Below are 23,139 nucleotides of genomic sequence, written 5' to 3' on the forward strand. Positions count from 1 at the left end.
CGCGCCCGCGAGGCCCGCGCCGCGTCAGCTCCGTCGGGATCGTGTCGCCGCGACGGCCCGGGCCCGGTCGAACGCCGCGACCGGATCGCGGTGCTTCGTCCAGGGCTCCGCACCGCACCACGGGCCGATCCGCCGGAACTGTTCCAGCGCGGCCCCGTAGCATCGCGCTTCGACCAGGTGGTGGGCCAGCAGATGGCGCAGCCGCGACAGGTGCTCGTCGTGGTCGGGGACCTGGTCGAGTGACCGGGCGACGCTCTCCAGCACGTCCTTGACCGCACGAGGAGGCGGGAGCGCGGCACGGCCGGACCGTTGGCCGAGCTCTTCCAGGGCGAGCAGGTGGAGACCGGCAAGAGGGCTGCCGGCCGGCGCCCGGTGCACGGCGCGTTCGGCGAAGTCCATCATCAGATTGTCGGACCCGGCCCATTTGGCACACCAGTACTGCAGTGCCTGCACGTGCCCCATGTAGTGGTGGGGAGCACGTTTGTACAGTTCAAGCCAGAGCTGCTGGAACGAGTCCCTCTCGACGCGCAGGCCACGGGCGCCGGTGATCATCACGACCCACGGCCCTGGGTCGTCGGGTGCGAGCGGGGCCGCCTTCCCGGCCGCGTCCACCGCCTCCTTCAGCAGGACCTTGAAGCGGGCCATGCGGTCGGCGGGGACGGTGTGCGCGTATCCGCTGCCCCGCACCGCCCAGGCGCGCTGGAGGAGCAACTCGGCATGGACCGTGGCCGCGCTGCAGTCCTGCGGCCGGGCGGCACGCCAGTCGTTCAGCCAGACGTCGTCCTGCTGGGCCACCTGCCGCAAGAGGGCCAGCCGGGACCAGCGTTCGTCCCAGTCCTGGCCGGCCTCCTCCGCATAGGCGGCCGCGGGCCGCCAGTCACCGTTCCACGCCGCACGCGCGACGGCGTCGACGGCACGGGTGCGGTGAGCGGGCATGGGTGGACCGGCACGGCTCGCGTCGAGTTGTCGCCGGGAGGGGAGCCCGTGGGCGGCCGGGTCGAAGCGGGCACGAACCCAGAGCGCACCTCCCGCTCGGCGGAGGCGAACCCCACTCCGCCAGGCGAGGCAGACCGTGGCCAGGGCGAGGAGACCGAAGGCGAGCGTCATGGACCGCATGCTCTCGGCTGTTGATCACATATGACAAGGGACGGCGGGACCCGCCCGGACGGGTGAGCCGAGCTCGGTCGCCCCCGGCGGGGACGGTCACCGCACCGGCGTCCCCCGACGGACCGGGCCGGGGCGGCGGGCACGTCACCGTCTGGGGGCCGCGGCCGTGCTCGACTGCCGCCGGCGGACGTCCGTCGCGGGCCACCAGTGCCACCACCAGGCCGCACGCTCCACGCCCTTGAATTGCCGTCGCAGTGCCCGTTCGGCGGGGGTCGACGGCGTGCCGGGGACGAGCCGTTCGGGGTGACCGGGCGCCGGTCCTCCGTCGGCTGTGCCCAGAGGCACGGACACCCAGATGGATCCCGTGGCGGCGAGACCGCGCATCACCAGGCGCGCCCAGTCCTGGAGCCTGCCCCTCGTGTCCCTCCGACCACATCGGTCCTCAGCACGCACCGCCGTCAGCCCCCTCGGTGATCCGTCGTGAAGGTGAGTACCGAGGCGCCCGTGGAGGTCTGTACGGCGGTGCGCAGGGTGATGTCCGCCGTGGCCGCGAGGGCGCGGTAGTCGTCGAGGGTGCGTTCCCGGCCGCCCGCGGTCAGCAGCATGCGCAGATCCATCGCGGTCGCCCACGGCTGTTTGACGCCTTCCTCCTTCAGCCGTTCGATCACCACGACATGGCCGTGCGGCGCGGCGGCCGTGGCACAGCGGTCGAGGATCCGCGCGGCCTGCCGGTCGTTCCAGTCGTGCAGGACGAAGGAGAGGACGTAGGCGTCGGCGCCGGAGGGCAGGGGGTCGAAGAACGTGCCGGGGACCACCGTGCAGCGGTCGGTGAGGCCGGCGTCGGCCAGCCGTCGGCGGGCGTTCTCGGCTGTGCCGGGGAGTTCGACCAGGGTGCCGCGCAGTTCGCGGTGTGCGTCGAGGATGCGGGTGAGCAGCTTCCCCGTCCCTCCGCCCACGTCGACCACGTGGCTGACACCGCTCCAGTCGTAGGCGTCCGCCGCCGCCTCCACGTTCGCCAGGTGTGTCTCCATGAGGGCGTCGAAGGACGCGGCTCGTGCGGGATCGGCGGCGAGGTCTTCCCAGAAGGACGCGCCGAACCGGTCCGGGTAGGCCGGTTCGCCGGTGCGGACCGTCGTGAGCAGGCCACTGAGCGCCAGATCGGAGCGGCCCATGCCGCCGTCGAGGTCCAGCCAGGCACGGGTGTGCGCGGGATGGTCGTCCCTCAGGACGGACCCGAGGTCGGTGAGGGCGTAGCGGCCCGGCTCCGGCTCGTCGAGGAGGCCGCTGGCCGCCAGATGGTCCAGGAGCCGGCGCAGGGCGTCGGCGTCGCTCCGGGTGCGTTCGGCCAGGGCGTCGGCCGTGGTGACGCCCTCCGCGACGAGGTCGGCCAGCCCGAGGGTGGCCGCGGCGCGGATCGCGTACGGCGTGACCAGGTCGGTGAGTGCCGCGAGGCGGGCGACCGCGGGGTCGCCCGGGGTGGCGGGAGGAACCGGCGTCCGCGTGGTGCGCGCCGAGGTCGTCGTGCTCATGCGTTCGCTCCGTCGCTGGTGGTGGTCCGGGTCAGTACGCAGGCGTACGCGGGCAGGCTCATCGCGTCCGTCTGGAGGTGGAACGGCAGCAGGGGGCCGACCGCGAAGCCGAAGCGGACGAAGACGTCGGCCAGACCCTGCGCGGTGAGCGGCTTGAACGGGAAGCTGTCCACGCGGCTGCCCCTGAGGTAGAGGCAGCCGCCCGGACGCAGGACGCGTGCGGTTTCGCCGGCGTACATCGCGCGGTCCTCCCCGCCGAGATGGTGGAAGCAGCCGCGGTCGACGACGACGTCGAAGGTCCCGTCGGGAAACGGCAGGTCGCGCACGTCTGCCTGCTGGAAGGCGGGCGGGGCGTCCTCGGGGGCTTCCTCCGCGGCGCGGGCCCTGGCCAGGGTGAGGGCTTCCGCGCTGAGGTCGATGCCGGTGGCCCGGTATCCGGCGCCGGCCAGGGCGATGGCGTCCCAGCCGGTTCCGCAGCCGATGTCGAGGGCGGTGCGTCCGGCGCCCGGCCCGTGGGCTGCCAGGAATCCGACGAGTTCGGCGGAGGGGTGGCTGAGTTCCCAGTAGGTGTGGTGGTCGCCGTTGCGGTAGCTGCGGTTCCAGTCGAGCGCGGTGGTGGGCGTCGTCATGGTGGCGCTCCGTCCGGGGTCGGGTGGGGACAGCTCGTCAGCCCCGTGCCACCGCACCCGGACCGTGCGCCTCAGGGCCGGGCGGGTGCGGACGCGGTCAGGGTGATGTAGGTGTCGGTGATCACGGGTGTTTCCCCGGCCAGGGCCGGGCTGCATGCGTAGACGTGGTAGCGGGGCCAGGCGGGGACGAGCGAGGCCGGGTGCGGGGCGGCGGCCGGGGGCAGGGGTGCTGCCGGGGCGGGCCGCCCGTTGTGCCCGGCGGTGGGCCTGTGGTGGAGGAACGGTCCGTGGCCCATGACGGTTTCCATCCTCGCCCCGGGCACCTGGGCGAGGTCGTCGGCGGTCACCTCTGCCGCGAGCCTGGAGGACGGGATGGACAGGCAGGCGTCGAAGCGGCGCGACGTGCCCGCGTCGTAGTGGACTTCGAGCGCTCTGGTCTCCCTGGTCGCGAGGCCGCAGGAGAAGACCAGGGCGGTGAGGCTGCGCCACGTGTCCCTCCAGGTGTCCGCTCCCCCCGGGTTTCTGAGGCTGAGGACGAGCAGGGGCTGGGCGCGTACCACCGTCCAGTGGGGGGTGCCGGAGGCACCTTGCTCCATGGGCCGGTCGTGGGAACGAAGGAGTGTCGCGTTCTGCACTGGAGGTCCCGTCGGTGTTGCTGCCGGCAGTTGTGTGCACGACCCTATGCGTCGGCGGTGAACTCCAGCAGGCAGTATCCGGACGGCGTGGGGTGGACGGTCCTCAGGGTGAGCCCTGCCGTGCGGCCCAGCGCCCGGAATTCGTCCTCCGTGCGCTCCTTTCCTCCCAGCAGGGCCATGTACAGGTCGAGGGAGGGCACCAGCCGGGGTGCTCCGCGCAGGAATTCGGCGACGACGACGCGGCCGCCCGGGCGGGCGGCGTCGGCGCAGCGGCGCAGGATGTCCGCGGCCCCTCCGTCCCCCCAGCCCATGACGGTCGACTTGACGAGGTACACATCGGCACCGGGCGGCAGCGGTTCGAACATGGATCCGGCGACGGCCGTGGCCCGGTCGGCGACACCGGCCTTGGTGAACCTCTCGATGGCCGTGCCCACGGCGCGCGCGTCGTCGACAAGGGTTCCCCTCAGGTGCGGGTGGGCTTGCAGGAGGCCGGTCAGGAGGGCACCGCTGCCGCCGGCGATGTCGGCGACGTGGACGACCGTCGTCCAGTCGTAGGCCTGGACGACCTCCGGCAGGGTCCAGGCGGTGAGTGTCGCCATCAGTTCGTCGTAGGCGGCGCCGCGGCGGGCGTCGCTGTTGAGGTCTTCGAAGAAGGACCGGCCGAACGTGGGTGTGTAGGCGTCCTCCCCGGTGCGGACCGCGGTCAGGAGCGCACTGAGACCGACGTCGTACTGGCCCATCCCGCCCTCGATGTCGAGCCAGGGGTGGACGGTCATGGGGTGGTCGCGGCGCAGCCGTCGGGAGAGTTCGGTGTTGCGGTACCGGCCGGGGCCGTCCTGCTGGAACACGCCGCGGACCGCGAGGTGTTCGAGGAGGCGGCCCACGGTGTCGGGGGCGGCGTCGGTGTGCCGGGCGAGGTCCTCGACGGACACGGTGTCGTCGCCGATGTGGTCGGCGAGCCGGAGGGTGGCCGCCACGCGCATGGCCCAGGGTGTCACCAGGTCGGTGAGGAGGCCGAGTTGGTGTGCGACGTCCGTCGTCGTGGTGGTGGAACTCGCGCTCACGTGTGCTCCTTCGCTCACGGTGATGTCGTCGTACGTGGTCGACGCGCCGCGGTTCACTGCCCGCCGCCCGCGGGTGCCAGCAGGCGCAGCAGCCGTGTCTCGTGGTCGATGATGTCGTGCACGGCGTCGTGCAGGGCGGTGGCCAGACCCTGGCGCAGTTCCGGGACGGCGGCGACGGCCTCCTCGCGCAGGACGGGCAGGCGCGCGGCGACGGCTGATGCCTCCACCTGGCCTTCGGGGGTACCGGAGAGGATGTGTTCCTCGCGTGCGCGGTGCGCGTCGGCGAGATTGCCGAGGGCCGTGCCCGCGGGCAGCAGTGTCGCGATCAGGTGCTGCCAGGCGGCGGCGTCGGCCGCTGCGAGGGGGATCGCGTCGGTGATCCGCGGGTCGTCGAGCAGCGTGGCCGCCTCGTCGAGGAACGTGTGGAACATGCTCCGGAACCCGTCGCCTCCCGTTCCGGCGAGGTGGAGGTCGATGAACGCCTGGACGAGTGTGTCGACGACGGCCTCGGGCGTGGCCGAGTCACGGACGGTGGCGACGAGGCGTTCGGCGAACATGTGGAGGCCCTGGATGCCGAGGGCGGCGTTGGCCGGCTCCAGGCCGGCGCGGGCTGCGGCGGCCAGGGCCGAGCGGATCCGGTCCTCGGTGGGCGGGACGGCCTGGTCCCACGGGGCGCGCAGCAGGGCGTGCCGGGGCGGGAAGGGCTGGTGCCGGGAGGCGCGGGCGGCGGCCAGTTCCTCCGGGGCGAGTGTGCGGGGCCGGGCGGGGCGGTCGGAGACCCGGAGCCAGCCGCTCTCCTCGTCGGCGCCGAGGACCACGAGGCAGTGGCCGCCGAAATGGTGTTCGGCGCTGAGGTACGACAGGTAGTGCATGTCGGCGTAGACGATCGCGAGGCCGTGTACGGCGAGTTCCGCAGCGAGTTGGTCACTGGCCGCGCGCGGGTCGGTGGTGGTGGCGATGTCGAGTTCCAGGCCGACGCCGGTGGCCATGCGGCGGGTGAAGAGCGGGAAGGGGTCGTTGCGGGTGGCGAGGAACGGTGGCGTGCCGGGGGCTTTGGGGACGTACATGAATCCGATGCCGCCGCCGAGGCCGAGCAGCATCTCCTCGCCGATGTCGAGGCCGTGGGCGTGCAGGGCCTTGCGGAAGGCGGAGGTCTCGCAGTGGGCGCCGCCGAACAGCGGCGGCCTGGGTTTCCTGCCCGGCAGGGCCTGTCGTTCTTTGCCGCCGGTGGCCGGGGCCGTCGCCATGCCGGCTCCTCTCCCCTGATCGGTGCGGCCGCTGGTGGGCTGCGTCACGGATCCGAGAGTTTTCCAGCGGTGCCGGCGGTCGCCCAGGGACGGGCGGTCCGGTTCTGCGTGACGGTCACCTCGAACGGCGATGACCGGTCCGGGAGTTGACCCGCTTGCTCATACCGCCGGCTGCGGATGCCGCCACGGGTACGGGAGTTGCCGGTTTCTGTCAGGCCACGGGGAGGTGGATGTCGATGCGGGCGTCGTCGTCCGGCGCGGCACCGAGGCCGGAGCGGTAGATCTCGTAGAACGGGGGGTTCGGGCAGGGGGCGACGACGCCCTGCTGCTGGAAGGCGGTGGTGTCCAGGGCACGCCGATAGGTCTCGGACAGGGTGCCGAAGCGACCGCGGTGGGTGGTGCGCCAGCACCATACAGGGCCGAGGGTTTCGTAACGGACGGGAAGTCCGCTGTCGGCCGGCAGCGGGAGCCGGCGCAGTCCGGCTTCGGGAACGGCGACGCAGGCGTCGTAACGGAGGGAATCGGCCGGGACGTACGCCGGGTCGTCGTAGACGACTCCGACGAGTTGTACGCCCTGGGTCAGGCCGCAGGAATCCGTGTAGTCGATGAGATTGCGCCAAGTCCGCGCGAGTGTACGGAAGGTGCCCGAGTGACGGAGGGAAATGACCGGCAGCGGGCCGAACTCGACGAATGTGAAGATGCGCTCTTCGGACGCCAGCACGGTGTCCCGTGCCGGTGTCGTGCCTGTCCCGGTGACGTGTCTTCCGGCCATGTCCCCTGCCTTCGCGAGGTCGTCCGGGATACCGGAGCGGTATCCGTGCACCTCCCGACTGTATTCCCGCACTTGGCCTTGGAACGACTTTGACCCTATTCCGTGATGTGGCAGGATCCGCCCTCAAGTGACTGCGCGGGCCGCCTCTCTTCGGGGTGGTGCCGCTCATTCCGGATACGGGGGCTCCGAGTGCCGGAATATCTGCCTGGCGTGGCCACGGGTCGTGGCGGCATGCGTGTGACGACGGTGGCGCTTCACGACAGCAGGGTGCTGTCCGCCATTCCGCACATCGTCGCCAGACTGCGCGACGCCTCGTCCAACGTGGACATCGACGTCATCGCGAAACAGGTGCACACGGCTCCGCACTACTTCCGGAAGATCTTCCGGGACACCACCGGAGAGTCGGTGCAGCGCTATGTGCGCCGGTACCGTCTGGAACTGGCGGCGTACCGGCTGGTGTTCACGAGCTGGCCGGTGCACGAGGTGGCCGCCCGGTGCGGCTACTCGGCGCACGCGCCGTTCACGCGGGCGGTCCGCGAGGCGTTCGGGAGCACGCCGGCCGAACTGCGGCGCCGGGAGCCGAGCGCGCCGTGGCCGACGTCCGGGCCGGGCTGCTCCGGCCTGGTCGAGGTGGACAGCGGCAGTCGCGTGGTGGCCTTCCTACGGCACTTCGGCAGTCATGCGTCGCTGTCCGGCCGCTGGCGGCAGATGCGGGACTGGCTGGAGGTCCACGGGTACGAGCCGGACGCGCAGCAGCCGGTGGAGATCACCCACGACGACCCGGAGCTCTATCAGGACGCGTCGATCCGTTTCGACGTGGGCACGGTGGTGCCGCTGGCGTTCGTGCCGTCGGACGGCATCGGCCTCCAGGTGGTTCCCGCGCAACGGCGGCTGCAGATCACGCACACGGGTCCCGTGCAGCTGATCCCCTACACCTTCATGCACCTCGCGGTCAGCGCCGTGATGCTCGGCCTGTACGACGGCGACCGGCCGCCCATGCCCTATCTGGTGGAGTACGAGCGGATTCCGTGGTGCCGGCCGGAGGTCAGGACGCTGGCGTGGGTGAGCCTGCCGCTGGGACCCGCGCCGACGGCGCCGACGCGGGTCTGAGGGACGGCGCACGGCCCGGTCAGCCGCCCACTTCGGCGGCCATACGGCGCTTCACGGGGGGCATGCGGTCGATCACGCGGAACGTCGCGCGGGTCAGCGCCCGGCTGACGGCGTTCTCGGCGAGGGAACGCTCAAGGTTCTTCTTCGACTTCAGGACCGCGTCCGCCGCGTAGGCGCGCATCGCCGACTCGTACTCCCCCACCGCCTGTTCGAGCCGCTCGTCGTCGCGGGCGGCGGCGGCCAGGTGCCGGGTGAGCAGTTCGGCGTCGCGCAGGGCCATGTTGCCGCCCATCCCGCCGAGCGGGGTCGCGCAGTGCGCGGCGTCGCCGAGGAGGGTGATCCGGGACGGCTGCCAGGCGGGCACGGACTCGGCGGTGCGCACCGACAGCGCGGTGAGGGTGTCCGGGTCGGCGTCGGCGACCGCGCGCCGCAGCAAGGGGTGCCAGTCGTCGACCAGGCGCCGTACCGCCGGGGCCAGTCGCTCGGGACCGAGCGAGGTCTGCGCCGGCAGGCCCAGGCGCCCGGGAGTGGCCGTGATCGCCCACATCAGGTAGTCGGTGTCGGTGTCGAAGAGCAGGTCGCCGCCGGCGGCGGGCAGCCCGAGTGCCTTGCTCGGCCTGGTGCGGTACTCGTGCGTGGCGGCGAACATCCGGGAGCCGTGGGGGCCCATCACGATGTGCGCGGACGCCAGCAGTGGCGGGTGGATCCAGCCGCGGAGCCGGTCGTCGAGGGGCAGCTTCCCGGCCACGCCCATCGCTCCGGTGTCGGACACGCGCACCTGGGGCAGCCGCTGGGTACGCACCCGGGACCGGCAGCCGTCCGCGCCGACCAGGATGTCGCCCTCCGCCGTGGACCCGTCCGCGAAGTGCGCGACGACTCGGCCGTCGTCGCGCTCCTCGTACCGCTCATAGCGGCGGCCGAAGCCCACCGCGTCCTCCAGGCCACGCAGCAGGAGATGACGGAGCGTCACCCGGCACACGGACCGGTGGTTGCGCAGCGGGTCCTGGTTGCTGGGCCCTTCGAGGCTGAGCAAGGGGCTCAGGCGGTGGTCGGTGAAGCACAGGCCCCTGCCGCCGCTGCCGCTCGTCTCCAGGAACAACTCGAACAACTCGTCGCTCAGGCAGGCGCGCAGCGCACGGGTCCCGAACGGGTTCACGTGGATGCGGAAGCCCTGCGAGCGGTCGACGGGGGTGACGTCGCGTTCGAACACCTCCACGTCGATGCCCTGTCGGCGCAGCCCTTGCGCGAGGGTCAGTCCGCCGAGACCCGCGCCGATCACCAGCACCTTGAACGCCTTCCGCGGCATCGGGTTCTCCTTCGGCTCGTGGGCTCCCGGCAGGGCCGGTCCCGTCGGCAGGACGGTTAGTACGGTCTTGTACAAGATGTGGCCGTGGGGCGCGTGGGCGGAAGCCGGGGCGGCGAGGATCTGCGCGACGGTCAACTACGGAGGTGTCGGCCGCGACGAAGTTGACCAGCCGCCCCTTCGCGGGGGGCTCGGCGGCACGCGCGGGCGCCCTGCGCTAGCGTCCGCCGTCATGACGATCGTTTCGCTCAAGGAATTACGGGCCGAGTTGCGGGATCTGGCGGAGCCGGCGGTGCGGGCACAGCAGGAGCGGGTGCTGAGCCGTACGGAGGACGACGAACTGCTCGGCGTACGCGTGCCGGTGCTGCGCAAGCTGGCGCGCGCCTACCGCGGCCTGTCCCTCGACGACGTGGACGCACTGCTGCGCAGCCGTGTCCACGAGGAGCGCTTCGCCGGGCTGCTGGTCCTGGCCGAGCAGGTGCGCACGGCGCGCGGCGCGGACCGCAAGGCGCTGGTCGACTTCTATCTGGCGCGTACCGAGTGCGTGGACAACTGGGACCTGGTCGACGGTTCCGCGCATGTCGTACTCGGGCCGTGGCTGCTGGAGGGGGACCTGCGGGTCCTGGACGAACTGGCCGCGTCGTCGTTGCTGTGGGACCGGCGGATCGCGGTGCTCGCCACGCTGGCGCTGATCCGCGAGGGACGCTTCGAGCCGACGTTCCGCCTGGTGCTGACGTTGCGCCGGGATCCGGAACCTCTGATCCACAAGGCGCTCGGCTGGATGCTGCGGGAGATCGGCCGCCGGGACGAACCGCTCATGGTGGCCTTCCTCGACCGGCACCTCGACGAGCTGCCGCGCATCACCGTCCGCTATGCGACGGAGCGGCTGGCGCCGGCCGAGCGGGCACGGTTCGTGAAGGGGCGATAGGGGCGGGAACGGGCGACGGGGCCGGGACCGGACCCCGGCGCGGCCCGGAACGCACCCCTGCGCCGGCCCTCGGGACGGCCGACGCGGGGAGCGCCCCGTTTCGGGCGGCGCCGTTTCGGGCGGCGCCGTTTCGGGCGGCGCCGTATCGGGCCGCGTCGCATCGGGCCGCGCCGTATCGGGCCGCGCCGCATCAGCCGCGCCGCATCAGCCGCGCCGTATCGGGCCGCGCCGCATCGGGCCGCGCCGCATCAGCCGCGCCGCATCGGGCCGCGCCGTACCGGCGGCGCCGTATCGGGCGGCGTCGGGTCAGTCGACGTCGGCCGTCCGTGGCTCGCCGGCGGACGGCTGCCCCGTCGGCGCCGCAGCGGGCGGGGCGGGCTTGATGGCCAGCGCGCACAGGGCGCCCACCGCGAGGACGGCCATCTGGATGAGCATGCTGACGCGGATGGCGCCGGCCAGGGTCTCGTGGAAGGCGTCCAGGGCCGCCTGCGTCGGCCGGCCCGCGGCTTCCACCGGCCGGCCGGTGGCGATGTTCCGCCCCTCGCCGAGCCGGACCTGGAGCACCACGCCGATGGCGGCGCTGGCGAGCAGGCCCCCGAGCTCCTGGACCGTGTTGACGGTTCCGGAGGCCACTCCGCTGAGCTGGGGCGGCACGTCGCGCATGCCGACGCTGAACATCGGTGCGAACGTGAAGCCGGTGCCGACGCCGGCGAGCACCAGCGGCCCCACGAGCTGCCAGAGCGAGGCGTGGGCGGTGGCCTGCAGGGCGATGAGTCCGAGGCCAGCGGAGAAGCACACCAGGCCGCCGAGCAGGACGCGTTTGGGACCGGCCGTCTCGATGACCCGGCCGCTGATGACGGCGGTGGCGACCGACGCCAGCGGCATCACGGCGATCACCAGTCCGGCCCTGGCCGCGGACAGGCCCTGCACGCTCTGCAGGTACAGCGTCAGGGGCAGGAACGCGCCGACGACACCGAAGCCGACGGTGACGGCGATCAGGTTCATGAGGGTGAAGCTGCGGGCGCGGAACAGCGCGAACGGCACCAGCGGCACACCGGACTGCCGCCTGCGCTGGTCGGCGAAGAAGGCGGCGAGCAGCGCCAGCCCCGCCACGATGACCGCCCAGACCGTCGCCGCCCAGTGCAGCCGCTCACCCTCGACGAGGCCGAAGACCACGGCGCCGACGCCGGACAGGAGCAGCAGGACGGAGCCGATGCCCAGCGGTTGGCGCAGCCCCGGCCGCGGGTCGGGCAGGAAGCGCAGCACCAGGAAGAAGGTGAGCAGGCCGATGGGCAGGTTGACGTAGAAGATCCAGCGCCAGGAGGCGCCGGTGACCAGGAATCCGCCGACGAGCGGTCCGGCCAGCACGGCCAGTCCCGACAGCGCTCCGGTGAACCCGAAGGCGGCTCCCCACTTCTGCGGCGGGAACAGCGTGGTGATCATGGGCATGAGCTGGGGTACGAGGAGCGCTCCGCCGACGCCCTGAAGCACGCGCAACGGGATCAGCTGCCAGGGGGCCTGGGCGGCGCCGCACAGGACCGACGCGGTGACGAAGACGGTGAGACCGATCAGGTACATCCGCCGCGGGCCGTGGAGGTCGCCGAGCCGCCCGGCGAGGATCAGGGTGGTGGCGAAGGCCATGATGTACGCGCTGAAGACCCAGACCGCCTGGTCGATCGAGGCGTCGAAGGTCTCGATGAGGCTGGGCGTGGCCGAGCTGACGATCGTGACGTCGAGCAGGGTCATGAAGACGCCGAGGCAGAGCATCCCCAGCGCCGCCCACGGACTGGTTCCCGCGGGCCTGGTCTCCGATGGTGAGGTCACGTGTCTTCTCCAGTCACTGTTTCTGTCATGAAGCCGAAGTGCAGCGGCTTCACCGGGCACCGCTCGATGCCCGGCCGGTCCCCCCGTTCCTCGGCCAGCTCCGCGGCCCGGGCGTACAGGGCGCCCGCCGCCGGCTCGCCGGATGCCTTCGCCGGTCCGTGCGGGTCGCTCCACGCGAGGTGTTCGACCAGGAACGGGCCGTGCGGGTTCTCGCCGACGTACAGCGCGGGCGCGCCGGGGGCGAGCAGTCCGGCCCGGGTGAGCGCGTCCCAGTAGCCCGGCAGCAGCTCGGCGAGCCGCTCGGTACCGCCCTCACGCACCTGGTAGGTCGTCAGCGTCTGCAGGGGCGTGCCGGCGGGGGTGTCGTGGGCGGCGCCCCCGGTGAGCCGGGTGACGGCCGGCCAGTCCACGGGCGGGCGGGCGCCGCGGGACTCGGTGAGGGCGAACATCTCCTGCCACAGGGAGTTGATCTCCGGATCGAGGTAGGCGCGGTCGACGGCGCCCGGCACGCCCCAGGTGACGAGTTCGACGATGAAGGGGCCGTCGCTGCCCTGTCCGTGGGCGATCCAGGAGGGTTCTCCGGTGACCAGGCCCTGGCGGCGCAGGAGCGGCCAGTGGCGGGACAGGACCTCACGGGCCGCCTCGTACCGTCCGGGCTTGAGAAGGTATGTGGTGAGCATCTTCTGCTCGTGGGACCGGTCCTGGGGACCGGGGGCGCGGTGGTGAGCAGGCATGATCGTCCACCCTTCGCTTCGTTCCTCGGTGATCGGATGCCGGGCGGCCGCCCGGGCGGCGGCCTCAGCGGGGGCGGTGTCCCCAGACGCTGAGCACGGAGCTGGACGGCTCGGCGAGGTCGTCGTCGCGCAGCCGGGACACGGCGGCTTCGAACTGGGCGGCGGTGAGGTGTCCGCGGCCGAGCAGCCGGGGCCTGAGTTGCTCCAGTGTCAGCCGTGAGAACTCCGACGCCGCGCTGCCCGGGCGGAAGGGGTAGACCCGCATCTGGGCGCCGCAGTCCGTCAGTCCATGACGGACCAGCGGCTGGGGCGGGTCGACCATCAGGTCGCGCACCCACTGCGGGTCCGCGCCGGCATCCCGGCTGAGCACCTGGGACACGGCGTCCAGGGCGCCGCCGACGACCGTGGTGGGGTCGTACGGGGGGAACCCGGCGAGTTCCTCGACGACGATGCAGCCGCCGGGCGCGAGCCAGCCGGCGAGGCGTCCCAGGACCGCCTGGGGATCGTCGAGGAAGATCAGCACGGAGCGGCAGTGGATGAGGTCGACGCCCTGCACGGGGGCCGGGTCGACGGCGGCGTCGTGCCGCAGCGGAACCAGGTTGGGCAGACCGCCGCAGTCCAGGTGGCGCAGGTCGATGTCGGTCGCCCAGACGCGGGCGCCGGGGTGGCGACGGGCCAGGTGGCGGGCCACGGTGCCCGAGCCGGCGCCGATCTCCACGATCTCGCGGGGGCGGGCGGGCGCGCAGGCGTCCAGGATCTCGATGGTCGCCGGGTCGGTCATGGCCGCCAGCATCTCCAGTCGCAGGCTCTCCTGTTCCCAGGCCGGATCGAGCGCCAGTGGACCGTTGTCGTCGCGCGAGGTTGCCTCCACGGTGTCCCCTCTCGTCCGCGTGACGGTGACGGCGCCGCGGCCGTCCGTGCGGCGGAGTCTTCCAGCGGCCGGGGGCGCCGGCCCGCGCCCGGCACCAAGGCGTCCGCGAAGGTCACTTACTTCTCCGGGGGTCCCGCGGGAGTTGACCGGGATGGCGAATCGTCACGGACGCGGGGCGGAGCGGAAGACTCCGCAGGGTGGGCCGGGAGAGGCGTGCTCGGTCGCCTCAGGCGTCGGGCTCCGGGCGGACCGCGCACCGGATCCCGCGGAAGTTGGACGAGCCCATCTCCTCGTTCTCGTCGTCGTCGCCGGTGAGCCGGTTGAGGTTGCTCTCGCGCCAGCCGCCGTCCGCGCCGCGCTCGGGGTACCACCAGGTGGCCGCGGCCACGACGACGTCGGGGGCGATGGTGTCGGTGAGGCGTGCGCGCATCCGGATCGTGCGGCCACGGGCGGAGACGAGCACCCAGGCGCCGTCCCGGACTCCCTCGCGGGCCGCGGCCTCGGGGTGGAGTTCGACGACGGGGTCGGGTTCCTTGGCGCGCAGCGGCCCGAGACTGCGGAACTCGGAGTTGAAGAAGAACGGCGAGTGGGCGGAGGTGAGCAAGTACGGGCCGTCTTCGGGGCGTTCGGCTACGGGGTGGTGCACGGGCAGCGGTGCGTAGCCGAAGGCGCGGAGCGCGTCGCAGCGGATGTTGAAGCGGCCACTGCGGGTGGCGAAGCCCTGGGTGCGGTACTTCTCGTACGTCAGCGGTGTGGCGCGGTAGTGCTGGTCGGTCAGGGCTTTGAAGTCCATGCCGATGGGGGCCAGCCGGGCGTCGAGGGAGTCCGCGGCGGTGTCCCAGAAGTTGTCGCCGAGCCCGAGCCGTGTCGCGAGCCCGGTCAGGATCTCCTCGTCGGAGCGGCACTCGCCGACCTGTGCGAACCTGCGGCGCGCCGCGACGTAGTGGGCGTGTTCGACGATCTGGTCCCGCTCCAGCCAGCCGCCGACCGGCAGCACGATGTCGGCCATGGCCGCCGTGGGCGTCAGGTACAGGTCGGCCACGGCGAGGAAGCCGAGGCTGTCGAGCGCGGCGTGGACGCGGTCGGAGTCCGCGTAGTTGACCAGCAGGTTGCTGCCGTGCACGAGCATGGTCGTGACCGGGTAGGGGCGGTGGTCCAGGATCGCGTCCCAGACGGCGCGGGGATGTGCCCAGCCGGCCATCGACAGGATGCGGTGGCGGTCGGCACCGAGCCGTTTGGGGTGCTGTGCCGTCGGCAGTGCCTCGGTGAGCGGCAGGGTCCGGCGGCCGATGATGCCGGGGGGTTCGAAGATGACGTCGCCGCCCCGCCGGTCGATGTTCCCGCAGATCGCGGAGAGGATGGCGAGGGCCCGGCAGACGTGGAAGGAGTTGCGGTTCTGCTGGGCGCCGGTGCCCAGTTCGATGGCGGCGGCGGGTGCGGAGGCGTAGGCGAGGGCGGCCTCGCGCACAGCGGCGGCGGGGACTCCGGTGACGTGCTCGGTCTTCTCGGGGGTGTAGGCGGCGACGTGTTCGGCCAGGTCCTCGAACCCGACGGTGTGGTCCCGGACGAAGGCGTGGTCGTAGGCGTCCGCCTCGATGACCGTGTGGATCATGGCGAGGGCGAGCGCGGCGTCGCCTCCCGGACGTACCGGGAGATGGTGCAGGGCGCGGTTGGCGAGGGCGGTGCGCCGCGGGTCGACGACGATCGTACGGGTGCCGCGGCGTACGGCGTCCAGGAGCCGGGTGCCGATCACGCCGTCGCCGTGTGTCATGGACTTGTTGCAGCCCCACAGCAGGACGACGTCGGGCGAGCCCTCGTAGTCGCAGAAGGTGAAGGCGCCCATGGTGAGGATGCCCGCCATCACCCGTGGATAGAAGCAGACGTGGGCCGGCCCCAGCACATTGGGCGTTCCGTAGCTGTTGGCGAACCGGAACAGCCACTCCTGGTAGTTGCGGTCCGTGCCCTGGGCGACGACCAGGGACTCGGGGCCGTGCCGGGTCCGGGTGCGGTCGAGGGCGTCGGCGACGCGGTCGAGGGCCTCCGCCCAGCCGATGGGCCGGAAGCCGCCGCTGCCGCGCGGACCGGTGCGCAGCAGCGGCCGGGTCAGCCGGTCGGTGCCGTACAGCTGGTCGAGGGACGCGCGGCCCTTGGCACACAGGAATCCGCGGTTGTTGGGGTTGTCCGGGTCGCCCTCGACGCGGGTGAGGCGTCCGTCCCGTACGTCCACCAGGGCGCCGCAGCCGCCGTGGCACATCCGGCAGACGGTGCGGTGGACGCCGTCCTCGACCAGGGTCGTCACTTCTGGGTCGGTCACTGGGGTGCCTCCGGGCGTCGGGTGGGCGCGTGGGGCCGGCCGCGGCGTGGCCGCGCGGCGGCGTGGGCGGCGAGCAGGGGGGCGCGTGCGTCGTCGGGCAGCCGCTTGAGGGCCTCGCGCACCGTGAGCGGGGCGGCCCGGGACAGCCGCGGGGTGAGCCAGTCGGTGACCGCCGCGGGGTGGTGTTTGGTGCCTTCGCGCAGGGTCCAGCCGATCGCCTTGCGGACGAAGAACCGGTCGTCGTCGAGGAGGGGATCGACGGCGGCGGAGAACACGGGAAACCAGCGGGTGAAGGTGTCCTCGCCGCGCAGGGCGGGGACGAAGCAGAGGATGCCGCCGCGCCGTACCCACTGTGCGTCGTCGGCGGTCCACCGGAGCACCGCGGGGGTGGTCCCCCGGGGGTGGTGCAGCAGGAGCCGGCCTGCCGCGAAGGGGGCGAGCAGGTCGGTGTGCGCCCAGGTGGCGCAGGTGCGCAGCAGGTCCTCCAGGAGCGCGGTGTCGTCGGGGCGCAGCAGGGGGGCGTAGGCGTCCAGGAGCAGCAGGGCCGTCGAGCGGTGTTCGTGGACCGGCTGTGCCCACAGGTCGGTGACCAGGTCGACGAGTTCGGCGTGCCCGAGCCCCTGCCCGCTCCGCTTGGTGAAGGAGCGGACCACGCCCCGCATCGCCGGCAGGGGTACGCCGATGTGGTGCAGGTCGCTGCGGAGGTACTTCTTCTCTCCTGCCGCCCGGCCGGGGACGGCGTTGTCCTCCAGGCGTGCCCGCAGTTCGGCGGCCAGGGCGGCGGGGGGCGGGGCCTGCATGCGCGGTTCCTTCAGCCTCGGGCGAGCGGGACGCCGCCCGCGGTGGTCCGCAGGGCGCCGGCGGCGCGTGCGACGCTCCGGGCGAGATCGTCGATCCGGTCGTACAGCTCCGGGTCGACGGGGACGCCGCCGCTCAGTGCGGTGCGCCCCTGGGGTACGGCGACCTGGCCGGGCACCATCCAGGCCCGCAGCCAGCGGGCCGTGATCCTGAGGTCGTTCAGGGCGTTGCTGTTGCTGCGGCCGCCGAGGGCCACGATGGCGCCGAACACCTTCCCCTCGGCGTGTTCGAAGTCGAGCAGGTCGATGGCGTTCTTGAGCGCGCCGTTGACGCCGCCGTGGTACTCGGCGCCGCTGAGGATGATGCCGTCGGCGGCGCGGACCGCTTCCCGCAGGACGGCCACGTCGGGGAAGTGCGGCCAGGGTTCGCGCTTGTCGCCGTTGCAGAAGGGCAGTTGCAGCTCGCGCAGGTCGAGCAGCCGTACCGGGTGGCCGTCCGCGGCGAGGGTGCGCAGCGCGCGGCGCAGCAGTGCCTGGCTGGTGGATCCGGGGCGCATGCTGCCGCCGATGCCCAGGACGGCGGCCGGGGCGGTGGGGGTCATTCGTCCTCGCAGATGGCGTCGGCGGGGCAGCAGTCCATCGCCTCGTACACGGCGTCCTCGTCGTCCTCGGTCTCGGGCTGGCGCAGCACGTAGGAGTAGCCGGCCTCGTCGTTGCGGGCGAAGAAGTCGGGGGCGACGCAGCGGCAGGTGTCGCAGTCGGTGCACTCCACGTTGACGTAGAACCGGCCGGTGGCGTTGTCCGGTACGCGGGCGGGGTCCTGGACGGTCATGCGGGTCCTCCCGGCTCGGTGCCGGCGTGCACGAGTTCCAGGACGCGGTCGGTGTCCTCGCGCAGCAGGTGCCCGTAGGTGTGGCCGAGTTCGTCGGCGGGCGCGTAGGCGAGCAGGCGGATGCCGTCGAAGCTGGCCAGGAAGTCGAGCAGGGGCCGTACGTGTCCGGGGGTGTCGATGCAGAGACCGAAGTGCGACATCAGGCTGGTCTTCTGCTCGGCCGGCCGTTCGGCCCAGATGTCGCGGCGGCGGCAGGTGAAGAGTTCCACCTCGTTGCCGAGGTCGGTGCGGAGGTTGATCCAGTGGCCGGGTGTGCCGTACGCGCGGGGTGCGATGTGGGAGGGGCCGGTGGTCACGTGGCCGACGCGCGGGCAGGCGCGGACCGTTTCCAGCCAGTCCTCGAAGTCCGTCTCGTGGCGGTAGTCGCCGATGTAGAGCGCCACGTGGTGCAGTCCGGTGACGCGCAGGGTACGTGCGTCGAGGGGCTGGCCGAAGAAGCCGCTCAGCACCTCGGGCACGGGGGTGTCGTGGGCCCCGTCGGCCCAGTCCAGGAACTTCTCCAGGACGGGCTCCCGGTCGGCCCCGGTGGGAATGGCCTCGCTGACAGGAAACAGCACGGTGTGGCTCACCTCCGGGTGAGGTAGTCGCTGAGCAGGGTTTCGAGGTCCTCGTGCCCGGCGTACGGCTGCTGGAGGCCGCCGTAGAGCTCGGGGCGGCGGCCGTGCAGGCAGAAGTAGAGGCTGCGCCTGAACGACAGGTCGACCTCGCGCATGGTGCGCAGGTACTCCAGGTCGAGCCGGGCGGTCAGGACGGCCTCCTCCTCGTCGAGGCTCGCCAGGAGCTCCTCGGGAGCGGCGACCGTGCTGTGCCCGGCGACCTCGATGGAGACCTGGCGGCCGGCCCGTTCGCCCGTGACGCCGCCGACGGCGCTGGCGAGGAGGGTGTAGCAGACGTTGAAGGAGGAGTTGGCCTGAAGGCAGGGCCGGGTGATCTGGATGTTGCCGCGCAGCGCGGCCCCGGGTACGGCGATGATCTCGGCGCCGCGCAGCGCGAGCATGCGGGGCACCTCGGGGATCCAGAAGTCGGAGCAGACGCAGACGCCGAGCCGCCCGAAGGGGGTGTCGACGACGGCGAACTCGTCGCTCGGGCTCACCGAGACCATTTCGGCGGCGAAGCGGTGCGTCTTGCGGGCCTTGACGACGATCTCGCCGTGGTCGTCGAGGAGGACGGCGGTGTTGTAGTAGCGGTCCCCGTCGCGTTCGACCACGGTGCCGCACAGGATGTACGCGCCGATCCTGCGGGCCTGCGCGGCGAGCTGTTCGAAGACGGGGCCGGGCACGGTCTGGTCGATGACTCCCTTGAGGTGGGCGCGGCCCGGGAAGTAGAAGGGCGGGCCGAGGAAGAACTCGGGCAGGACGACGAGTTCGGCCGCCTCGACGGTGTCGAGCAGGGCCATCGTCCGGTCGAGGTTGACGTCGGGGTCGGGGTCCCACAGCGTCTGGAGGAGGGCGACGCGGGGCCGGGTGGTGGGCTTCACCGGGGGTCTCCAAGGGGTAGGGCGCCGGGCCGCGCGGACGCGGCGATCAGCGCCTGGCCGAGCGGCGAGCGGCGGAAGTCGGCGGGAAAGGGCGCCGCCGCCTGCATGCGGCGCAGTTCGTGCAGGTCCAGGTCGGCGCTGACCACGCACTCCTCGCGGTCGGCCTCGGCCAGGACCGGTTCCTGGCGGCGGAAGTCACGGGAGTACGCGCCGATCGCCATCGGACTGCGGATGACGGCGGTGCGGCCCATGTAGGTGAGGCCGGCCAGGGTGTTCTCCCCGGTGGCTCCGGCGAACAGGACGTAGGCGCAGTTCTCGGCCGCGCGGGCGAGCAGCATCTGCCGTACCGGCTCGGCGAAGGGCCGCAGCAGGATCGACGGGCACACGACGATCTCGACGCCGTCGGCGAACAGACCGCGCAGCACTTCGGGGAACTGGATGTCGTAGCCGACCACGAGGCCGATGCGGCCCAGCGGTGTGTCCACGACCCGGGTGCCCACCTCTCCGGTGAGGAAGTGGGCCTCCAGGTCGTAGACGACGGTGCGCCGGTAGACGTCGACGAGGCTGCCGTCGTCGGCGATGAGGACGGCCGAGCTGTGCACCTGCCCGCCGTCGCGTTCGAGGAGCCCCGCGGCGATCCAGACGCCGTGCCGGCCGGCCCGTTCGGCGAGCCATTCGGTGACCGGGCCCGGTACGGGCTCGGCCACCTCGTGGCTCTTGGGCAGGTTGAGCGCGGTGGCGAACGCCTCCGGCAGGACGACCAGTTCACAGCCGTCGTCCACGGCCTCCTGTATCAGGGCGTCGGCGCGCCGGAGGTTGTCGGTGCGGCGGTTGGTGGCCACGGAGAGCTGGACGAGGCCGACGCGCAGCCGTCTGCGAGGGGTCATGGGAGGCGCTCCTGGGTGGCGTACGTCCGGTGGCGGGGGCGGGCGGCCGGCTGTGGTTCAGCCGGTGAACACCGCGTCGTAGATGCCTGGTTCGCCGACGCTGTAGCCGACGTGCAGGGGGCGCGAGGAGGTGATCAGGTTGATGTTCTCCTTGGCCACCGTCCACGAGCCCAGACCGCGCTGGTCGAGCAGTTCGCGCATCTCGGGTTCGCTGTAGGAGGCGCGCAGCGACGTCATGAACGACTCGGCGTCGCCGTCCGCGTACTGCAGCACGAAGGAGACCATGCCCTCGTCGGCGTCCCGTGCCAGGTCGTAGAGGACCACGATGCCGTCGGGCCGGCACACCCGGGCGCACTCGCTGACGATCCGGTCGGGCTTGTCCCAGCGGGCCACGGCGCAGAAGCTGAAGACGACGTCGAAGGAGTCGTCCTCGTAGGGCAGCCGGGTCAGGCGGGCCCATTCGCAGGAGAAGTCGCCGCCGTAGCCGACCAGGTTCGAGAAGATCGTGTTCTCGCGGGCCACTTCGAGGAAGGCGTCGTTGCTGTCGACGCCTGTGAAGAGGGCGCCGGGGTGCTGGGCGGCGAGCCGCAGCGAGATCAGGCCGCTGGCGCAGCCGACTTCGAGGACCTCCTTGCCGTCGCCGCAGTGGGGGCCGATGAGCTTCATCATGTGCTGCATCGGGATGATCATCGAGGTGCGGATGTTCCGGTCGTAGGCCCGGCACTGGTCCACGTCGTCGAACGTGTCCTTCTGCGGGACCCGTTCGGCCAGGTCGAAGATGCGGCCACGGGGCCGGCGCCGCGGTTTCGCGGGAGTGGTCTCAGAGCTGGACAACGGGGAGCCCCTTCCGTCCGTCGGCACGGTCGATCTGCCAGTTGAGGATCTCGGTGCTTGCCGACGTGGGCTGCGGCAGGCGGTAGTTGGCGTCGGAGTAGAACGTCTTGCAGATGTTGTCGATGTAGTACCAGCCCTTGGGGTACGTGACCTGGATGGCCTCGTCGGTGATCTCGATCAGGCCCTTGGCGGCCAGGTCGTCGCACTTGTCCTTGAAGTACTCGTAGGGGTCGACCCCGTGGCGCTCGCGGTAGACGGACCGCTTCATCCGCAGCAGCTTGAGCCCGAGGACGAGGCTGCGGCAGCGCTGTTCGTGCTCGTCGGTGTAGGCGCCCATCACGACGGGCAGCCGGCCCGCGTTGCAGGTCTCGATGTAGGCGTTGATGTCGGGCTCGGTGAGGTACATCCGGTTGTTGAGGTAGCCGTAGGCCCCGGAGCCCATGGCCACCATGTCGCCGCACCGGCCCCACACCTGGGAGAGGTGGTCGGTGAGGTAGAAGGTGTCGGTCTCCAGGCCCCGGTAGGGCTTGGAGCCGTCGGTGAGCACCGGGTAGGTCCTGACGCCCTTGGCCTCCCACTCGGGCCGCATCGGTTCGATGAAGTCGTTGTAGGTCAGGGCCAGGTACCCGGCGTCCATCAGCGTGGTGTGCAGGTACTGGTACATCTCGTCGGCCTCGTGCGTGCTGGGGCAGGGCGGGGTGGCCCCGGACTGCAGCGCGAAGAACACCTCGGAGCCGGGCAGGACCGCGTAGTTGTACACCGAGAACGACGTCACGGGCAGGTCCATCAGGGTCCTGATGTCCTGCGCCCACAGCTCGTGGGTCTGGCCCGGGATGCCGATCATGTAGTCGATGCAGAGGTTCTCCATGCCACTGCGGTCGATCAGCTCGATCGTCCTGGTGGCGGACTCGCCGGTGTGCGCCCGGGCGCGGCCGAGGTAGCGCAACAGCGGGTCGTGGAAGGTCTGCACGCCCAGGCTCATGCGGTTGACCCCGTGCTTGAGCAGGACGTCGAGCTTGTGCTGGTCCACGTCGACGGGGGTGGACTCGATGGTGACGGAGCAGTCGTCGCTGAAGTTGAGGCGCTGCTTCATGAAGCCGAGCAGGTCGTCGAGTTCCTCGGCGCGCAGGGTCGTGGGGGTGCCGCCGCCGAAGTAGCCGGAGGTGAAGACCACGTCCTTGAGGTACGGCAGCCGGGAGTACATGTCGATCTCGGCCTTCAGGGCCTCGATGTACCGCCTGACCAGGGTGTTGCGGGTGTTGAACTTGTTGTACGGGCACGAGGTGCACACCTGGTTGCAGAAGGGGATGTGCACGTAGAACGAGGTGGTCCTGGGGAACTTCTCCTGCTGCGCGTACATCGTGTCGGCGGTGAGGGGCCTGACGTCGCAGGGGTACCAGCGCACGAACTCGATGTCGCGTTCCGGGTATTCGCGCCAGAAGCTGGGTGTGTCGAGGAAGTTCCTGGTGATGGTGGTGTCGGTCACGGGTTCCTCCCGTATCGGATGGCGAACGTCATGGGACCGTCCGCTTCGGCCCGCCAGTCGTTCAGGCCCGCGGCGGTGAGCAGGGCCCTGGCCTCGGTGAGGGTGTATGCGCCGCGCAACGAGGTGAGGAAGGTCCGCAGCCGGTAGCGGCCCGCCTCCGAGGTGTCGTCGGCCATCTCCCTGAGTGAGTGTTCGAGGATGAACGGGTCGGGGTCGCGCCTCAGATCGCTGACGAGGACCTGGCCGCCCGGCAGGAGCAGCCGGGCCAGACGGCGCAGTACGGCGGCCGGGTCCGGCCAGGCGGCGAAGGCGTTGGCGCTGTAGACGGCGGCGAACCGCCGGGTGTCCCAGGGTGCGCGGGCGGGGTCCGGCACTCCCCCGGGCACGCTGTGCACCGTGGCCCGCAGGCCGGCCTCGGCGAGGCGGCGCTCGTACAGGGCGGCGGCGTGCTCCGACTCGCAGACCGCGTGCAGTTCGGTGCCGCCCAGGCGCAGCAGTTCCACGCCGAGCCCGCCGTAGCCGGATCCGGCTTCGAGAACCGGGCCGGCGCCGGCCGCGTCCAGGACCTCGCGCAGGAACTCGCCCTTGTACCGGCCGCGTTCGGCCAGGTAGCGGTCGTAGTCCTGACGCTCCTTGTCGCTGGAGCGCGGATGGCGCGCGGGGACGCGTACGGCGAGCGAGGGGGCCGTGGCCATCGCC

24 protein-coding genes are annotated in these 23,139 nt (G+C 72.0%); 2 read left to right on the forward strand and 22 right to left on the reverse strand.

The window, feature by feature from the left end; translation table 11 throughout:
- Nucleotides 1-24: 24 nt before the first annotated feature.
- The 8 genes from ACH4LD_RS26340 to ACH4LD_RS26375 all read right to left on the reverse strand — a co-directional run bounded on the left by ACH4LD_RS26340 (nt 25) and on the right by ACH4LD_RS26375 (nt 7,034).
- Nucleotides 25-936, reverse strand: coding sequence for a hypothetical protein (locus tag ACH4LD_RS26340; protein ID WP_398056712.1), 912 nt, complete (start codon nt 934-936; stop codon nt 25-27).
- 315 nt (nt 937-1,251) lie between these two features.
- A complete protein-coding gene (locus ACH4LD_RS26345) occupies nt 1,252-1,491 on the reverse strand; it encodes a DUF6059 family protein (RefSeq protein WP_398056864.1) in 240 nt (79 codons plus the stop codon).
- A 74-nt stretch (nt 1,492-1,565) separates the two neighbouring features.
- Nucleotides 1,566-2,636: a methyltransferase gene (locus tag ACH4LD_RS26350; protein ID WP_398056711.1), complete on the reverse strand. Its 1,071-nt coding sequence runs from the start codon at nt 2,634-2,636 to the stop codon at nt 1,566-1,568.
- The gene (locus ACH4LD_RS26355; protein WP_398056710.1) at nt 2,633-3,265 is read right to left on the reverse strand and encodes a class I SAM-dependent methyltransferase; all 633 of its coding nucleotides are present in this window, start codon (nt 3,263-3,265) and stop codon (nt 2,633-2,635) included. The genes ACH4LD_RS26350 and ACH4LD_RS26355 overlap by 4 nt, the downstream gene beginning before the upstream one ends.
- 71 nt (nt 3,266-3,336) lie before the next feature.
- Nucleotides 3,337-3,861, reverse strand: coding sequence for a hypothetical protein (locus ACH4LD_RS26360; protein WP_398056709.1), 525 nt, complete (start codon nt 3,859-3,861; stop codon nt 3,337-3,339).
- 83 nt (nt 3,862-3,944) lie between these two features.
- On the reverse strand, nt 3,945-4,964 hold the full coding sequence (locus tag ACH4LD_RS26365; protein WP_398056708.1) for a methyltransferase: 1,020 nt from the start codon (nt 4,962-4,964) through the stop codon (nt 3,945-3,947).
- A 53-nt stretch (nt 4,965-5,017) separates the two neighbouring features.
- The gene (locus tag ACH4LD_RS26370; RefSeq protein WP_398056707.1) at nt 5,018-6,211 is read right to left on the reverse strand and encodes a BtrH N-terminal domain-containing protein; all 1,194 of its coding nucleotides are present in this window, start codon (nt 6,209-6,211) and stop codon (nt 5,018-5,020) included.
- A 211-nt stretch (nt 6,212-6,422) separates the two neighbouring features.
- Nucleotides 6,423-7,034, reverse strand: a complete 612-nt coding sequence (locus ACH4LD_RS26375) for a GyrI-like domain-containing protein (protein WP_132789698.1) — start codon at nt 7,032-7,034, stop codon at nt 6,423-6,425.
- 180 nt (nt 7,035-7,214) lie between these two features.
- On the opposite strand from ACH4LD_RS26375, the gene ACH4LD_RS26380 reads away from it, so the two are divergent.
- Complete coding sequence (locus ACH4LD_RS26380) at nt 7,215-8,093, forward strand: GyrI-like domain-containing protein (RefSeq protein WP_398056706.1); 879 nt, start codon at nt 7,215-7,217, stop codon at nt 8,091-8,093.
- 19 nt (nt 8,094-8,112) lie between these two features.
- On the opposite strand, the gene ACH4LD_RS26385 is transcribed toward ACH4LD_RS26380, so the two are convergent.
- A complete protein-coding gene (locus ACH4LD_RS26385; RefSeq protein WP_398056705.1) occupies nt 8,113-9,534 on the reverse strand; it encodes an FAD-dependent oxidoreductase in 1,422 nt (473 codons plus the stop codon).
- 94 nt (nt 9,535-9,628) lie between these two features.
- Here ACH4LD_RS26385 and ACH4LD_RS26390 point away from each other — a divergent pair, with 94 nt between their 5' ends.
- Nucleotides 9,629-10,324 (forward strand): DNA alkylation repair protein, encoded by a 696-nt coding sequence (locus tag ACH4LD_RS26390; RefSeq protein ID WP_398056704.1) that lies wholly within the window; start codon nt 9,629-9,631, stop codon nt 10,322-10,324.
- A 306-nt stretch (nt 10,325-10,630) separates the two neighbouring features.
- Here ACH4LD_RS26390 and ACH4LD_RS26395 read toward each other — a convergent pair whose 3' ends face one another.
- The 13 genes from ACH4LD_RS26395 to ACH4LD_RS26455 form a co-directional block, all read right to left on the reverse strand.
- Entirely contained in the window at nt 10,631-12,148 is a 1,518-nt protein-coding gene (locus ACH4LD_RS26395) for an MFS transporter (protein WP_398056703.1), read from the reverse strand.
- Nucleotides 12,145-12,882: a hypothetical protein gene (locus ACH4LD_RS26400; RefSeq protein ID WP_398056702.1), complete on the reverse strand. Its 738-nt coding sequence runs from the start codon at nt 12,880-12,882 to the stop codon at nt 12,145-12,147. The genes ACH4LD_RS26395 and ACH4LD_RS26400 overlap by 4 nt, the downstream gene beginning before the upstream one ends.
- A 64-nt stretch (nt 12,883-12,946) precedes the next feature.
- A complete protein-coding gene (locus ACH4LD_RS26405; RefSeq protein ID WP_398056701.1) occupies nt 12,947-13,753 on the reverse strand; it encodes a class I SAM-dependent methyltransferase in 807 nt (268 codons plus the stop codon).
- 226 nt (nt 13,754-13,979) lie between these two features.
- Nucleotides 13,980-16,067, reverse strand: coding sequence for a molybdopterin-dependent oxidoreductase (locus ACH4LD_RS26410; RefSeq protein ID WP_398056700.1), 2,088 nt, complete (start codon nt 16,065-16,067; stop codon nt 13,980-13,982).
- A complete protein-coding gene (locus ACH4LD_RS26415) occupies nt 16,064-16,867 on the reverse strand; it encodes a DNA alkylation repair protein (protein WP_398056699.1) in 804 nt (267 codons plus the stop codon). The genes ACH4LD_RS26410 and ACH4LD_RS26415 overlap by 4 nt, the downstream gene beginning before the upstream one ends.
- 11 nt (nt 16,868-16,878) lie before the next feature.
- Nucleotides 16,879-17,466, reverse strand: coding sequence for an NADPH-dependent FMN reductase (locus ACH4LD_RS26420; protein ID WP_398056698.1), 588 nt, complete (start codon nt 17,464-17,466; stop codon nt 16,879-16,881).
- Nucleotides 17,463-17,696: a ferredoxin gene (locus ACH4LD_RS26425; protein WP_014677046.1), complete on the reverse strand. Its 234-nt coding sequence runs from the start codon at nt 17,694-17,696 to the stop codon at nt 17,463-17,465. Before ACH4LD_RS26425 ends, ACH4LD_RS26420 begins: the two co-directional genes overlap by 4 nt.
- Nucleotides 17,693-18,313, reverse strand: coding sequence for a hypothetical protein (locus ACH4LD_RS26430; protein WP_398056697.1), 621 nt, complete (start codon nt 18,311-18,313; stop codon nt 17,693-17,695). Before ACH4LD_RS26430 ends, ACH4LD_RS26425 begins: the two co-directional genes overlap by 4 nt.
- Nucleotides 18,314-18,321: 8 nt before the next feature.
- Nucleotides 18,322-19,233 carry a carbon-nitrogen hydrolase family protein gene (locus tag ACH4LD_RS26435; protein WP_398056696.1) on the reverse strand — a complete coding sequence of 304 codons (912 nt, stop codon included), beginning with the start codon at nt 19,231-19,233 and terminating at the stop codon, nt 18,322-18,324.
- Entirely contained in the window at nt 19,230-20,120 is an 891-nt protein-coding gene (locus ACH4LD_RS26440; protein WP_132789712.1) for a carbon-nitrogen hydrolase family protein, read from the reverse strand. The genes ACH4LD_RS26435 and ACH4LD_RS26440 overlap by 4 nt, the downstream gene beginning before the upstream one ends.
- Before the next feature lie 57 nt (nt 20,121-20,177).
- Nucleotides 20,178-20,954, reverse strand: coding sequence for a class I SAM-dependent methyltransferase (locus ACH4LD_RS26445; RefSeq protein ID WP_132789713.1), 777 nt, complete (start codon nt 20,952-20,954; stop codon nt 20,178-20,180).
- Nucleotides 20,941-22,440 carry a coproporphyrinogen-III oxidase family protein gene (locus ACH4LD_RS26450; RefSeq protein ID WP_398056695.1) on the reverse strand — a complete coding sequence of 500 codons (1,500 nt, stop codon included), beginning with the start codon at nt 22,438-22,440 and terminating at the stop codon, nt 20,941-20,943. The genes ACH4LD_RS26445 and ACH4LD_RS26450 overlap by 14 nt, the downstream gene beginning before the upstream one ends.
- Nucleotides 22,437-23,135, reverse strand: a complete 699-nt coding sequence (locus ACH4LD_RS26455; RefSeq protein ID WP_398056694.1) for a class I SAM-dependent methyltransferase — start codon at nt 23,133-23,135, stop codon at nt 22,437-22,439. The genes ACH4LD_RS26450 and ACH4LD_RS26455 overlap by 4 nt, the downstream gene beginning before the upstream one ends.
- Between the last annotated feature and the right edge of the window lie 4 nt (nt 23,136-23,139).

Source organism: Streptomyces sp. NPDC017676, from assembly GCF_044329325.1.
Taxonomy (GTDB): domain Bacteria; phylum Actinomycetota; class Actinomycetes; order Streptomycetales; family Streptomycetaceae; genus Streptomyces.